Origin of the sequence: Paenibacillus sp. CH40, assembly GCF_024213605.1 — a bacterium.
GTDB lineage: Bacteria > Bacillota > Bacilli > Paenibacillales > Paenibacillaceae > Paenibacillus > Paenibacillus polymyxa_B.
This window is the reverse complement of the sequence record NZ_JANAVQ010000002.1, coordinates 575792-589690: the sequence shown is the minus strand read 5'-3', so window position 1 is coordinate 589690 and position 13899 is coordinate 575792. Positions and strand designations below refer to the sequence as shown.

14 protein-coding genes and 1 pseudogene are annotated in these 13899 nt (G+C 42.4%); 11 read left to right on the top strand and 4 right to left on the bottom strand.

Translation table 11 applies throughout. The features are described from left to right. Positions 1-135: 135 nt before the first annotated feature. The gene (locus NLX73_RS09190; protein WP_254325949.1) at positions 136-474 is read right to left on the bottom strand and encodes a helix-turn-helix domain-containing protein; all 339 of its coding nucleotides are present in this window, start codon (positions 472-474) and stop codon (positions 136-138) included. Positions 475-1198: 724 nt separating this feature from the next. On the opposite strand from NLX73_RS09190, the gene NLX73_RS09185 reads away from it, so the two are divergent. Together NLX73_RS09185 and NLX73_RS09180 are read left to right on the top strand one after the other, a co-directional pair. After that, positions 1199-1297 (top strand): hypothetical protein, encoded by a 99-nt coding sequence (locus tag NLX73_RS09185; RefSeq protein ID WP_014599622.1) that lies wholly within the window; start codon positions 1199-1201, stop codon positions 1295-1297. 221 nt (positions 1298-1518) lie between these two features. Continuing rightward, positions 1519-1968, top strand: coding sequence for a DUF6386 family protein (locus NLX73_RS09180; protein ID WP_134904166.1), 450 nt, complete (start codon positions 1519-1521; stop codon positions 1966-1968). 135 nt (positions 1969-2103) lie between these two features. On the opposite strand, the gene NLX73_RS09175 is transcribed toward NLX73_RS09180, so the two are convergent. Continuing rightward, the gene (locus tag NLX73_RS09175; RefSeq protein WP_254325948.1) at positions 2104-3234 is read right to left on the bottom strand and encodes a phosphodiester glycosidase family protein; all 1131 of its coding nucleotides are present in this window, start codon (positions 3232-3234) and stop codon (positions 2104-2106) included. Between the two features lie 132 nt (positions 3235-3366). On the opposite strand from NLX73_RS09175, the gene NLX73_RS09170 reads away from it, so the two are divergent. From NLX73_RS09170 to nspC, 7 genes and pseudogenes are all read left to right on the top strand, one after another. Then, complete coding sequence (locus NLX73_RS09170; protein ID WP_254325947.1) at positions 3367-3837, top strand: DUF7716 domain-containing protein; 471 nt, start codon at positions 3367-3369, stop codon at positions 3835-3837. A gap of 54 nt (positions 3838-3891) precedes the next feature. Beyond that, positions 3892-4915 (top strand): annotated as a pseudogene (locus NLX73_RS09165) (hypothetical protein). Between the two features lie 155 nt (positions 4916-5070). Next, entirely contained in the window at positions 5071-5694 is a 624-nt protein-coding gene (locus NLX73_RS09160; RefSeq protein WP_254325946.1) for an SMI1/KNR4 family protein, read from the top strand. A gap of 180 nt (positions 5695-5874) precedes the next feature. Further along, the gene (gene htpG, locus NLX73_RS09155) at positions 5875-7755 is read left to right on the top strand and encodes a molecular chaperone HtpG (protein WP_165175916.1); all 1881 of its coding nucleotides are present in this window, start codon (positions 5875-5877) and stop codon (positions 7753-7755) included. 157 nt (positions 7756-7912) lie between these two features. Beyond that, positions 7913-8173: a bacteriocin immunity protein gene (locus NLX73_RS09150; RefSeq protein ID WP_254325945.1), complete on the top strand. Its 261-nt coding sequence runs from the start codon at positions 7913-7915 to the stop codon at positions 8171-8173. A gap of 315 nt (positions 8174-8488) precedes the next feature. Beyond that, positions 8489-9688, top strand: coding sequence for a saccharopine dehydrogenase family protein (locus tag NLX73_RS09145; RefSeq protein ID WP_013309649.1), 1200 nt, complete (start codon positions 8489-8491; stop codon positions 9686-9688). 8 nt (positions 9689-9696) lie between these two features. Beyond that, complete coding sequence (gene nspC, locus NLX73_RS09140) at positions 9697-10836, top strand: carboxynorspermidine decarboxylase (RefSeq protein WP_023987969.1); 1140 nt, start codon at positions 9697-9699, stop codon at positions 10834-10836. Between the two features lie 174 nt (positions 10837-11010). On the opposite strand, the gene NLX73_RS09135 is transcribed toward nspC, so the two are convergent. Beyond that, positions 11011-11511 carry a hypothetical protein gene (locus tag NLX73_RS09135; protein ID WP_254325944.1) on the bottom strand — a complete coding sequence of 167 codons (501 nt, stop codon included), beginning with the start codon at positions 11509-11511 and terminating at the stop codon, positions 11011-11013. Positions 11512-12302: 791 nt separating this feature from the next. Here NLX73_RS09135 and NLX73_RS09130 point away from each other — a divergent pair. Together NLX73_RS09130 and NLX73_RS09125 are read left to right on the top strand one after the other, a co-directional pair. Beyond that, entirely contained in the window at positions 12303-12818 is a 516-nt protein-coding gene (locus tag NLX73_RS09130; RefSeq protein ID WP_254326053.1) for a hypothetical protein, read from the top strand. 69 nt (positions 12819-12887) lie between these two features. Further along, positions 12888-13406 carry a GNAT family N-acetyltransferase gene (locus NLX73_RS09125; protein WP_254325943.1) on the top strand — a complete coding sequence of 173 codons (519 nt, stop codon included), beginning with the start codon at positions 12888-12890 and terminating at the stop codon, positions 13404-13406. A gap of 21 nt (positions 13407-13427) precedes the next feature. On the opposite strand, the gene NLX73_RS09120 is transcribed toward NLX73_RS09125, so the two are convergent. Next, complete coding sequence (locus NLX73_RS09120) at positions 13428-13862, bottom strand: N-acetyltransferase (RefSeq protein ID WP_254325942.1); 435 nt, start codon at positions 13860-13862, stop codon at positions 13428-13430. Positions 13863-13899 lie beyond the last annotated feature (37 nt).

The window sequence follows — 13899 nt, the reverse complement described above, 5'->3', positions numbered from 1 at the left end:
AGATGTAGGCTAAATGGCCCTTATTTTACAGTGTCAGCATAAGTCTATAATTTTCTCCTTTTTTTGCGGGCATAAAAAATGCAACCCTAGAATTTCTCTCGCTTGGTTTTCTTAATTGAAACATTTCATTCTTCTTTAGTTGATAATCTCCCGTATCACATTCTTCGCCAAACGTACTTTCTCAGGACTCGATTTTTTGAGCATCGTAATAATTTGTATAACATCTTCATCAGATTCCACGATTTTTGGGTCCTCGCTTACATATGAAAACAACTGAACTAAATTTACGTCTAGAGCTTTTGCGATCTTAGCTACATTTATCAAAGAAACATTCTTTTCTCCACGTTCGATCTGTCCAATGTATGTAAAATGAAATCCACCTTTTTCCCCAAGAGCTTCTTGTGAGAGGCCTTTTTCTTTGCGTAACACTCTTATTCTAGCCCCAACTAATTTTAATATTTCTTTGTCCTGCATTTATCTACACCCCTTCATACTAAAAAGTGTAGACAAGATTTTCTTGGGTAAACATGAGATTAAGAATCGTATATTCTGTATAAATTATATCTATAAGTATTATTTTAGAGTATAATAAGACTATTCTTAAAATTCTCTGGAGGAATAGATATGAAAGAAGCTCCTTCTACCTTTATTCCAAGTCCCACTCAACTGTCCAGGCCCTCACAACACCTACATAATTCAATAACGGATTTTCACACTCTATCCCAATACCACATGAAACTAGCCCAAATCCTGTACAAGCACAATCAAGTCCAATGCTGCATTATCCTATGTGACTGGGCGTTAACCTCCATGTTAAAAGCTCTATATATGAAAGAAAACAACAGCCTTTTCCCTCCGGGATTCCTGTCTATGACTGACCTGCTGCACTTATTACATACCGAAACCAACCCCGGATTGGATCTTGTCGTATTTATAGGCACCACTCAATTTCTTTCATCCCAGTTAGAAACTTCACTTCTTCAAAAGATGAAATACAAGGATGTGAGCAGGTTACTGCGAAGAACGGACGACATTCTCTGCCAGTTGTCATCCAGAGTCATTAGCGATCTATCTCGAACGTATCAGTCCATTTTCTGAGTAGCCCTTCCATGGCAAATAAACTTGCCGATTCGCCCTGTCGTTATCCGCTTTTCTTCATACGATAAGAGTAAGCTTTAACGCAAGGAGGGATTCAGACATGGGTGAAGTAGGTTACGGTGGAGCATGGACATCCACAGGAGCGATTTTGGTATTGTTCATCTTGTTGGTAATTATTACTAAGTCTTTTCTGATCTAACAGTAGGTTAGCATCGCTTAAATCCACAAATCGGCCTTCTTTCACGACATCGTGAGAGAGGGCTTTTTTATGCAGAATGGGTGTTGGCCCAGCATGTTGTCTGGCCCTGCAAGCATTGTTATACTTTACATACAGGGAGATTTTCCCTCAAGTATATAGCAATACGGATAGCGGAAGACGTGGGAAAACGGAAATTCGCTGACCAAAATCAGGAGGATCGCATGATGAATATGGCGAGCAGTCCATTTCAATTTACGACAGACACGGCGACTCTTTGCCTATTTGATACGCAAGCACTTAAGCATCGTTTGGACGATGTTCCGGATTGGTGGTCTATCGAAGAGGACGAGCTGGGCGAGTTGAACAAAGGAAATGTAGCTTTTTTGAATCTGGGAGCCGACGGGACCTATGAGGTTTTGATGACAGATCATATTGACAAGCCTGCTGTGCGGCTGTTTTTGAAGGTTCCCTCAGGCAACCTATTTGTTGGAGCAGGGGAGGAAGCCACAAGTGGCGGACTGGAGCCTGAATGTGTATGGGGAGGATCGTTCCTGTCTGTGCAACCCGGACTTTATGAATGCTCGGCGAGTAGAGAAAACAACCGTATTTATCTTTCTTTAAAAAAAGGAAGCGAAGGCAGCAATAGCTTTACTAGTCTGATTCGATTGTAGGTTGCAGGATCAACCCGTAACGGCTCATACAAGCCGCCTGAACAGGTGAGAGCAGGAACAACCGAAACCGGGGGGAAATGGAAAAAAAGGCTATCCCCACGGCTTACACATCCGTGAAGACAGCCCTTTATCCGTCTATTGATATTTTACAATAATGGCATTGCTGATTTGGCGGCCGGGTGTGGTGAGGTAGGAGCCGTTGTAATACAACCCGCTGGAAGCACCGCCGTCCAGATTCATGGCCTGATAAGCGCCGGCCTGCTTCATCATTTGGGCGAGTTGCGGTATAGTCGCTCCACTCGTGGTCAGGAGGATCAGCTTATGATCCCGACTCATTCCGAGTGCACTGCGGGCGCCACCGCCTGTTAATATTTTAGGGTCCTTGAAGCCTTCGGCTTTGACATTTAGGGAAACCTGACCGTTCGTGACCAGACGAGGCCCGGCTTGAAGGGCACCTTCGACGCTACCTTGGCTTAAGCGTTGTTCAAAGGTAGAACCCGACATTAGCTCGGATAAATGGTTGGCATCGTAGGTGAAGACCGTCCGTTGGTCGCCAGAGCTTTTTTTTAACATCTTTCCGTGACTGACCAGGTAGCCGTAAGGCGTTTTGTAAGAGCTTTTGGTATAGGCATCAAAGAATGTACCATTGATGGCTACAACTGCTTGGTTACGTTTGGCGAGACTACTTAAGTCTTCCACTTTACCAATGGAATCGCCTGCCAGTGCCACGTCCAGGCTTACCTTGGGATGGAGCATAGAGATGGTGACCACCTTAGCGGAAAATGTACGAGACCCGACCTTGAAGCTTTTATGAGCTGTCGTAATGGGTGTAGTGTTTCCGGGTAACTTGCCAGTATGTACCGGAAGCGTGACGGACGTTGCACCTTGCTTAATGCGTACAGCTGAGGTTTCCTTTTGCCATGAGACTTGCAGGTTTAGATATTGACTGATGAACTGCAAGGGGACATAGGTCGAACCGTTATCGGTAAAAGGAGCATTTTGCAAATGGACCGTTTGATCATTCACTTTGGCAGTAGATTTCCCGGCAAATAGGGTGATCCGAGTATTGCCTTGCGCAATTTCTATTTTTTTGTCCGCTGCCGTTAAATTGAATGTGATCCCTTCATAGCTGTTCAGAAGACGAAGCGGGATGAAGGAGTGGTTACTCTGGTCCACATAGACCAGCATAGGTGCTGGGGCAGCAGCGTAGATCGGGGATACCAGTAATAGCAAGGACAGGATAACAAGTGCGGTGATTCTTTTCATGAATAGATCAATCTCCTTATGTAGTCTTGACACTTTATGAGGTGCTTGTAATTATATCGGGTTTTATAAGTTGTAAATGTATGTTATGCGAATTTTGAGTGTTTAGCTGATATAGGAAGCGGGAGGTTGGAGATGAGCAGGTATGAGACAAGACTTGAGGATTACCGTCGCAGAGAGCGCCCGTCTTATCGTGTATTTGAAGGATTGCAGGAATTGGTGCGTAGCGTGGGGCAACTGCATAATAACTGGTTATATGTGAATGTGGATCAATGGGATCAGGACCCTGTTTACACACCGATTTATTATTGGGATGAGCATTGGCTAGAGGAATGTGCAGAGAAGGGTACAGCCGTAACCAACGAACAAGACGAGTATATTCCCGAGTGGGTGCCGGATCGTCAGGTTCAAACCTGGTTTGAGTTGGCAACCTTCGAAAGTATTGTGGAAGTCCTTAAGGCTGCCGGACAGCCAGTGACGCTTCAGATGGTGATTATGGCGGTAAAATACTATGACAAACGAGATGCCTATCTGGACTATGAGGAGGTGAAGGCAGTGACAGACCTGTGGTCTGTGCTGACAAAGGTGAGAAACCACCTTACATAATGAACAAAGCCTGTAGAACAAACGGGGCATACATACACTGGATGGGGGAAGTAAATGAGTTGGTTGAATCATGAAATGGCAGCAAAGTGGCGACAGGAAGGAAAAAGGTATGCCGCAGATGTGGATGAATTTGTCAGAGTCGGCATGGAAAGTGAATGGCAGCAGGAGCAATCAGAGCCAAATCAGGACGAACGCCCCAAGATGGCCAAAGATATTTTTCGTATGATTCAAGAGGCGAATCAGGCTGGTGAAATGGAGCAGTTACGTCGAGAGATTCCAGCCGCGTCTTGGCCGCTTAAAAGCATCCATTCCTGATCTGGAGTGCTTGGGAGATGAGGAGCATCCTGAAGATATATTAGATGAAGTGATTCCGTTTGGCGATGGACAGCGACTTCTGCTGGTTTGCGGTTACGGCGTTTATTTGCTGGCTGGTGATCAGGTGGATTTGATCCATCCCAAGGCGTCTGAACGAAGAAAACTAGAGTTGGAAGACACGATTGTGGATATGGCCCATGGAGCTGTGTCGAGGGATGGACGTTGGATTGCTTACGGTAGCCAGATGAGTGAGCATATGCTTATGGATCTGTCTGATAAGACGGTGCATACATTGGAGCCAAGTTCTAGTTATCCGCATTATGCTCTATTTGCCAAAGATGATCTGGACGTCTGGTACAATGCCTGTCATTTCTACAACGGTGCCACCATTCAAGTGTCGATTGCTGAGGTGGAGCAGGGTCTTGCTCAGAATAAGGAAGAATGGCCGATGATGAATGAAGAAATGCGAGTATACGCTGCAACAGCGCTGACACAAGGATCTATTTTGGGTGATGCCTACGGTTATCTCCGTCTGATTGACAGGGAGGGCCGTGAACTTTGGCGCTATTTTGTCGGCAGTACGATATCCGGGCTGGCAGTTACACCTGATGAAAGTATGTTGGCGGTTGGAACGTATGGCGGTATGCTTCATTTGATTGATTTGCAGAGCGGCACGAAGGACGAATATAGCATTGGCACCGCGCCAATTCACGAGACAGCGCGTTGGGTGATCTGGCGGAACTATGAGCCCTTGCGCTGGTAATACTAATATTCCGCAAATGGTGATAAAAGCAAGTTCTGATAAGCTGAACTTAAAAAGTGTAGCAGCACATGATTACAATGCTATTTTCAGATAGAGGGCATTTGGCATTAACCCATGATGCAAAATGTGAATAGAGAGGAAAGAGGTGTGAGGACATGGACAAGAAAGCGGATATTCGTACATCCATGAAGGAACTATTTGCTCAGATGGATGAAGCCTTTTTTATGGATGTGGAAGAAAATGTACCGATGGAAATGCGTGATGGGAATGTTGACGAGGAGGGATGGATCAAGTGGAAGCCTCTCCTTTCACAGATTACTGAACAGGAAGTTCGGGAGATGGAGGGAAAATACCATTTTGAGCTGCCGCCCCTGTTGAGGAGTTTTATCATGTCCTACCATTATGTATCTTTACAATTCGATAATGAGTCCATCCCGGGAGTATACTGGAGCGATTGTACGTTTGTTGAGTTCCCACGTCTGCCTGTAGGTCAAGGCTTAAAGGCATTTTATGATTTGCTTGATCAATGGTCACCTCTTCTGTCAGCAGGCTACATTCCTTTTGCAATAGCAGAGGACGACCAGGGTCCCGTTTGTTTAAATGCAGGCAGCAGACATAAGGACGGCGATTATCCTATTGTTTGGTTCTTTCATGAGGACCTACAGCATTTGAATGAGGATGAGCTTCGGATCAGGAGTAATCTGCTTCCCCATGTACAGGGACTGTTTCCATCTTCTGTCGAAATGTTTAACGTGATGTTTAAGCACATTAGACACTAGCGATTTCCTGAAATGTAATTTTAATGTTTAGTCGACCGAGATATTGACATAAAAAAAGAGGAATGATATAAAAAAGGTAGGCTAGCACTCGAATGATGGGAGTGCTAACAAAGTTGAATCGTTTGCATAGCTCATATCCGCTGGCCTTACATAGGTTCATATTTGAAAGGAGATATCCGAATGGAGAAAAAACAGTTTCAGGCTGAGTCCAAGCGTCTGCTCGAAATGATGATTAACTCGATTTACACGCAAAAGGAAATTTTCCTAAGAGAGCTGATCTCCAATGCAAGTGATGCGATTGACAAAATTTATTACAAAGCATTGACGGATGATCAACTGGTCTTTGACAAAGAAAATTATTATATCAAAGTAACTGCCGATAAGGATAACAGAACGCTAACCCTGCGTGATACCGGGATTGGTATGACCAAGGAAGAACTAGAAAATAACCTGGGTGTTATTGCTAAAAGCGGTTCATTGGCATTCAAAAATGAAAATGAATCCAAGGATGGTCATGACATCATCGGTCAATTCGGCGTTGGCTTCTATTCAGCTTTCATGGTAGCCGATGTGGTTACAGTGACTACCAAGGCTTTGGGAAGCGATACTGCATATAAATGGGAATCCACAGGTGCAGACGGGTATACCATTGAGGCAGCTGAGAAGGACGAGGTCGGAACCGAGATAGTTCTGAAAATCAAGGCAAACACCGAAGATGAGTCCTACGACGAATATTTGGACGAGTACCGTTTAAAAGCACTGATTAAAAAATACTCCGACTTTATCCGCTATCCGATTAAAATGGATATTACAGGCAAGCGTCTGAAAGAGGGAAGCGACAACGAGTTCGAGGATTACGAAGAAGAACAGCGTATTAACAGCATGGTTCCTATCTGGAGAAAAAACAAAAGCGAGCTGACCGACGAGGATTATCAAAATTTCTACGCGGAAAAACGCTATGGCTACGACAAGCCGCTCCAGCATATCCACGTCAGTGCGGATGGCGCGGTAGTGTACCAAGCTATTCTGTTTATTCCTGAAAATATTCCGTTTGATTTCTACTCCAAGGAATATGAAAAAGGGCTGGAGTTGTATGCCAACGGTGTGCTGATTATGGAAAAATCTCCTGATCTGCTGCCGGATTATTTTAGCTTTGTCAAAGGTATGGTCGACTCCGAAAGCCTGTCGCTCAACATTTCCAGAGAAATGCTGCAGCATGACCGTCAGCTGAAGCTGATTGCTAAAAATATCGAAAGCAAAATCAAAGGCCAATTGCTGACCTTGCTCAAAAATGACCGGGAGAAATATGATCAATTCTACAAATCATTTGGCAGACAATTAAAATTTGGTGTCTACAACGATTACGGCAGACATAAAGAAACTCTCCAGGATCTGCTCATGTTCTACTCTTCTACAGAGAAAAAGCAGGTTACTTTGGACGAATACGTATCGCGTATGCCAGAGGATCAGAAGTATATTTATTATGCTTCCGGGGAGTCCAATGAGCGTATTGAAAAACTGCCGCAAACCGAAATGGTGGCTGACAAAGGCTACGAAATTCTGTATTTCACCGATGATATTGATGAGTTCGCTATTAAAATGCTCTTAAGCTACAAAGAGAAAGAATTCAAATCTGTATCGAGCGGCGATCTGGGCATTGAGCCTGACGAAAACGAGAAAGAAACAGAAGCAGAACAAAACGACAACAAAGAGCTGTTCGAGTACATGAAGGGCTTGCTGGAAGGCAAGGTATCCAGTGTTAAAGCCTCCAAGCGCTTGAAGACACATCCGGTATGTCTGTCCGCAGACGGCGAAGTGACGATTGAGATGGAAAAAATCTTGAACGCCATGCCTAATAACGCCGATGTCAAAGCGAATAAAGTGCTGGAAATCAACGTAAACCATGCGGTGTTCAACTCTTTGAAAGAAGCTTTTGACAAGGATAAGGAGAAGGTAAACCTCTATACGGCATTACTGTATAATCAGGCTTTGCTGATCGAAGGCTTGCCACTGCAAGATCCGGTTGAATTCACGAACGATATTTGCAAAATCATGGTTTAACAAGCTTTATTACTGTATAGAGCCGTTCCCATACTGGGGGCGGCTTTATTTATCATAAACACTTCTTAAATCTCCATAATAGGTCATATAGCGCTTACAGAAGAAGGGATGGGCCCACACAATGCCGATCATACTCAATACAAAGGAGGGCAATTATATGAGTCTGGATAGAGATAGAAAGGAACTCCAAAATTTAGACCGAAGTGAGCTTATAGAGTTAGTGGAAAAAATCATCAGAGGTGCGGGAACAGAAGAGGAAATCGACAGCATGCTGACCATAGTGAAGCAAAATACGCCCCATCCGGGGATCAGTAATTTGATCTACTGGGATGACCGTGACTTGAGTGCAGCAGAGATCGTAGATGAGGCATTACGCTATCAGCCCATTATTTTACCACCCCATGAATCTTCTTCATAGGATGCGGAGGGGTGGTCTTTTGTTTAGAAATAAGATAGTATTAACTCTTTAGGACTATGAGCATTAGATTCAAAAAAACTTCCGTTAAATACGTGCTGACTTCCCTGGAGTGTATGGGGTAATGTTTGTTTTCTGCACACTTTACGGAGTTTTTATGCCTAATTTTGGGGTTTGTAAAGTTTTTGTGACATGTTCCTGTGAATTTTGATACAGCAAATTGTCGTTTTTCTTGATTATTTGGTGGGATGTCTTTATAATCATTTTGTTTGCAAGAATGATTAGCGATTAGCGTATGGAATAAGGAGGTTATTTATTTTGGGAAAAGCATTGATTATTGGCGCCGGTGGCGTGGCCAGCGTTGTGGTGCATAAATGTTGCCAAAACCCAGATGTATTTGAAGAAATTTGTATCGCAAGCAGAACTGTTGAGAAATGCGATGCGCTTAAAGAGAAGCTGGGTGGAGGTCGTACGAAGATCCAAACGGCTCAGCTTGATGCTGACAACACCGACATGGTCATTGACTTGATTCGAAGCTTTCAACCGGATGTAGTTATCAATGTGGCTCTCCCTTATCAGGATTTGACGATAATGGATGCTTGCCTTGAGACAGGTGTTCATTACGTTGATACGGCGAACTATGAACCGCCGGATACGCCGAAGTTTGAATACAGCTGGCAATGGGCCTACAAAGAAAGATTCGAAAAAGCAGGAATTACAGCTCTGCTGGGCAGCGGTTTTGATCCAGGCGTAACTGGAGTATTTACGGCTTATGCTCAAAAGCACTACTTTGATGAAATTCATACGATTGATATTGTGGATGCGAATGCAGGGGACCACGGATATCCTTTTGCAACTAACTTTAATCCGGAAATCAATATTCGTGAAATTACGGCGAAGGGCCGTTACTTTGAAAACGGAGAATGGATTGAAACTGAGCCACTTTCTGAGAAAAAGGTATACGACCTTCCTGAAATTGGACCGAAAAATATATATCTTTTGTACCATGAAGAACTGGAATCTCTTGCAGTGAATATTAAAGGCGTGAAAAAAATCCGCTTCTGGATGACGTTCTCGGACAATTATCTGAATCATTTGAATGTACTTCAAAACGTAGGCATGACTTCTATCGAGCCTATTGATTACGAAGGACAACAAATCATTCCACTGCAATTCCTGAAAGCTATTTTGCCAGACCCGGCTTCTCTGGGACCAAGAACAAAAGGCAAAACGAACATTGGTTGCATCATCCAAGGCGTGAAAGATGGAAAACCAAAAACGTATTATGTATACAATGTTTGTGATCATGAGGAATGTTATGCAGAGGTTGGCTCCCAAGCCATTTCTTACACAACTGGTGTTCCTGCCATGATCGGCGCAATGCTTATCATCAAAGGTATCTGGAAAAAACCAGGCGTTTACAACGTTGAGGAATTTGATCCAGATCCATTTATGGAAGCACTAAATAAACACGGATTGCCATGGCAAGAGAACTTTACGCCAACGTTGCTTGATTGAGGTCTGCGATGAATATTGATATTACAGGACTTCCATCACCTTGTTATCTTGTTGACGAAAGACTTCTTGTCAAAAACCTTGAGGTTTTAAATTCTGTTCAAGAGCGGACAGGCTGCAGTATTTTGCTCGCTCTTAAGGGGTTTTCGATGTTTTCGACCTTTCCTCTGGTTGGCAAATACTTAAAAGGCGTAACCTCCAGTTCGTTGTTCGAAGCACGACTTGGTCGCGAAAAAATGGACAAAGAGGTTCACGTATACGCACCTGCTTATGTTGACAGTGAATTTGATGAGCTATTGGAGTATGTTGACCATATTGTTTTCAACTCCTTTGATCAACTGAAACGCTACAAAAGCAGAGTGCAAGGCGTAACTTCCAAAAAAATCGACATCGGCATTCGGGTTAATCCGGAATATTCGGAAATCGAAACGCCGCTGTATGATCCTTGCTACAACAACTCCAGAATGGGTGTGACTCTGGCTAACTTTAGACCTGAGGATCTGGATGGCGTGGACGGTATTCATTTTCATACGATGTGTGAACAGAATTCAGATACGCTAGAGCGCACCATTAAAGTCGTGGATGAGAAATTCGGGCCATACATTAAGAATATGAAATGGCTCAATTTCGGCGGCGGTCACCATATTACCAGAGAAGACTATGATCTGGACACGCTGGTACGCTGTATTCAATATTTTCAGGATAAATATGGTGTGCAGGTTTATCTGGAGCCAGGCGAAGCTATTGCTTTGAATACTGGATATCTAGTTGCTACAGTCCTAGATACGATGAAAAACGGAATGGATATTGCCATTCTGGATACTTCGGCTGAATGTCATATGCCTGACGTGCTGGCTATGCCATATCGCCCGAACATCATTGATGCAGGCCAGCCTGGCGAGTATGCTTACACCTACAGACTTGGGGGACTTACGTGCTTGGCTGGAGATGTGATTGGTGACTATTCCTTTAAAGAGCCATTGAAGCCGGGAGACAAGCTTGTGTTCTGCGATATGGCCCATTACACGATGGTCAAAAACCACATGTTCAACGGCGTCAACCTGCCAGCCATCGCCAGCTACAACGACGAAGAAGGCATTAAGGTAATCCGTCAGTTCTCCTACGAGGACTTTAGCTCGCGTTTGTCGTAAGACTTACACAGGGGTAAACTGAACTACAAAAGCCTCGCCCCTTGAGATGGGGGCGAGGCTTTTGGTGTAATTAGAGTTTTGTTAATTTTATACATGCCTTTTGTATTATCCGACACCACAGCAGGCATTAATTAATGATTTCACTACTTGGGAAGTTACATAAAATTACCTAATCTATCTTACAGCTTCAGAATAGATTCTATAGTCAAATATATGTCCTTTTTCAGGTTGAAGCCCTGATGCACTGATAGTTAGGAAGTATTCCTTACCTTTTTCAAGATTTACATTTAAAAAATATTGACTGTCTCTTGATTGTTTAACATGTTTACCATTACTATCGAAAAGTTCTAGTTCCAACCAAGAATCAGAATATCTATCTCCCTGAACTGTAAATTGAACATTGTTAGACTCAAAAGCCTTAATTCTGAATACATCGTAGTTTTCCCAGACTCCAGGCACACCCTCTGTACCAAGTCTTCCGATAACAGCATCACCTATAAAATAGTAGTTAGCCTGTTCAAAACTATCATTTGGTTCCTGTTCATGATATTCAGCTTCGGAGGTGGTAATTGGATTTTTTGCTACTTGTAAGGGATTTTCTTCTGCTAAAGCGACACTGGCAGAAGTACTTAGCATAAGTGTAAGACCCAATGAAGCTAACAACGTTTTTTTCATGAATAATCTACCTCTCTTTTTTTGGGATTTATATTCATTTTTATGAATATATTAGTAATTTGTCCGAATTAATTGTATATCAATTACCAGGAAATTGGAATAATAAAAAGGGGTATTTATCAATAAAATAAATATATTAGAACATTTTGTTACAAATTTTCATTTTTTGTCCTTTCTAAGTAAAGCCTAAGGAGTTTTTTTATGGGTTAGACACATGAAGTAGATATACCTATTTAATTGGGAACTATTAAATATGGACTTGATGAGTGAAATGGAACAATAGGTAGAAAAGTGGATAAGGCAAGGTGATCCGACAAGTTCTCCTACTCGGGATTTAGCTCGCGTTTATCGTAAAATAGACAGAATTTGATGGACTGAGTGTCACGAATGGATAATGGATAATCTGAACTACAAAAGAGCCGCGCACCTGGAGACAGGGGCGTGGCTCTTTATTTGAGATGAGAAGCAACGTATTTTATTGCCCAATTGTAGCAGATCTTTTTTTTGAATATATTCATTTATATGAATATATTAGTAAAGTAATATTTTCTGAACTATTGTATATTATTTTCCAGATAAATGGAATATAAAAAAGGAATATTTATCAAAAAAATAAATATAATAGAACATTTTGTAGCCAGAGCGTATTTTTCAATGCATCAGAAGTAGAAACTAGAGGTTCCTTTTTATACGTTGAATTCTTAGAGCGAGACACGTATGATATAATGAATAAATTGGTAATATATTTAAATGTGGACTTAATGAATGGATGATAAGTAGAGGTGAAAAAAATGTTCGACCCGACCGTTTTTGATAATTTAAAAGTGGCCATGGAAAATACAGTATACGATCTGGATAATCTAGATTCACGTATTGACATTACGCAGCGAATCGACAGATTGGAAATGTCTGTGATGTCACGTGAATTTGCTGTCCAATTCAGACTGAGAGAACACCCGAGTGTGACAGCAGAGATTCAACTGAAGGCAGATTTAAACAACTTGGCTGCGGAAATTTTGGAAATCAAAGATCAAATTCCGGGATGTGTCTTGTTGCTGAGTTTTTACATGGAAATTCGTGGAATTGAGTCACAATGCAGCCAGATTGAAAATATACTGACCGAAATTTGGAAGCCCGATCTTCGACCGGTACAAACGCTTAGTCAGATTTACGGAGAGAAGACATCTACATACCAAAATAGGATTGAACTCCGATTTTCCAGACAAATTAACGAAGATCAGATGGAAGACATTCCAGAGCTGCTGGAACACATATTGCTGACGCTTATGGAATTAAACAAGGTCTAAAGGGTTAGGCCCTAATGTAAATGACATTAGTAGACCAACAAGTTAACGTTAGAGGAGTTGAAAGTATAAATGAATGAACTTGAATTCTCTCAAGTATATGCGATTATGGAGGCTTCTTTTCCTGAAACGGAATGCAGGACATTCGAGTCACAGAGGGCTCTGCTTCATCATCCATGTTATCGTTTACTTACCCAAAAGGACGAACAAGGGCAAACAATTGCTTTTTTGGCGGGATGGGAGTTTACAGATTTTCGGTTTGTAGAGCATATTGCCGTAGATTCGGCTATACGAGGTGGCGGGTTAGGTAAAGAGCTTATGAGCAAGTTTATTTCACAGTCCGGTAAACCGGTAGTACTGGAGGTTGAGCCACCAGTGGATGAATGGACTCGGAGAAGAATTGGTTTTTATGAACGTTTGGGATTTCATCTGAACCATTTTGACTATGTACAGCCTCCTTTAAGAGAAGGACAGGCTGATCTGCGGCTTCAAATTATGAGCTATCCAGGTGCGCTGGCTGAACAAGACTTTGCTCCATTTAAAGAGATTTTATATACCGAGGTCTATGGGTTAAATAAGAAGATTGTATAGCTAATGGTGCTTCAATATCGTTCATTGTTTTGTCCATACCAGTATAAATTCTTTCTCGTCAGTTTCGGCATCAACAGATTCCGCTTGAATGGTAAATCCATTTTTAGTATAGAAGTTAAATGCTTTCGTGTTCGACTGGTATACCTTTAATTGAATCTCATTATGTTGCTTCTTCACCCAATCTAGTAGTAACTTGCCATAGCCTTTTCTTTGAGAATCAACACGTATAAACAGAGCCGCTAAGTATCCATCCAACATGGAAACGAAGCCGCCAATGCTATGATCATCTTGTATGATAACGTAGTTTTGAGCGAGAGGAAGGTACCTGTTTTCCATCTCGGTAACTTGTGATGCCCAATACTGCGGAGCAATAAAATGATGGGCTTCTATGGAAGCATCTAGCCAGATGGCTGCCAACTCGTTGAGCTCTTCCACATTTGCGGGTCTAATCGACATCGTATCTCCTCTTTCACAGTGCAGTATGTAATCTTTA

Bases quoted from the DNA above. Each gene is read 5' to 3' on its own strand.
- htpG (WP_165175916.1), top strand. From the start codon at position 5,875: ATGGAGAAAAAACAGTTTCAGGCTGAGTCCAAGCGTCTGCTCGAAATG.
- NLX73_RS09175 (WP_254325948.1), bottom strand. From the start codon at position 3,234: ATGAAAAGAATCACCGCACTTGTTATCCTGTCCTTGCTATTACTGGTA.
- NLX73_RS09130 (WP_254326053.1), top strand. From the start codon at position 12,303: ATGTTCGACCCGACCGTTTTTGATAATTTAAAAGTGGCCATGGAAAAT.
- NLX73_RS09190 (WP_254325949.1), bottom strand. From the start codon at position 474: ATGCAGGACAAAGAAATATTAAAATTAGTTGGGGCTAGAATAAGAGTG.
- NLX73_RS09125 (WP_254325943.1), top strand. From the start codon at position 12,888: ATGAATGAACTTGAATTCTCTCAAGTATATGCGATTATGGAGGCTTCT.
- NLX73_RS09135 (WP_254325944.1), bottom strand. From the start codon at position 11,511: ATGAAAAAAACGTTGTTAGCTTCATTGGGTCTTACACTTATGCTAAGT.
- NLX73_RS09150 (WP_254325945.1), top strand. From the start codon at position 7,913: ATGAGTCTGGATAGAGATAGAAAGGAACTCCAAAATTTAGACCGAAGT.
- NLX73_RS09160 (WP_254325946.1), top strand. From the start codon at position 5,071: ATGGACAAGAAAGCGGATATTCGTACATCCATGAAGGAACTATTTGCT.
- NLX73_RS09185 (WP_014599622.1), top strand. From the start codon at position 1,199: ATGGGTGAAGTAGGTTACGGTGGAGCATGGACATCCACAGGAGCGATT.
- NLX73_RS09170 (WP_254325947.1), top strand. From the start codon at position 3,367: ATGAGCAGGTATGAGACAAGACTTGAGGATTACCGTCGCAGAGAGCGC.
- NLX73_RS09180 (WP_134904166.1), top strand. From the start codon at position 1,519: ATGATGAATATGGCGAGCAGTCCATTTCAATTTACGACAGACACGGCG.
- NLX73_RS09120 (WP_254325942.1), bottom strand. From the start codon at position 13,862: ATGTCGATTAGACCCGCAAATGTGGAAGAGCTCAACGAGTTGGCAGCC.
- nspC (WP_023987969.1), top strand. From the start codon at position 9,697: ATGAATATTGATATTACAGGACTTCCATCACCTTGTTATCTTGTTGAC.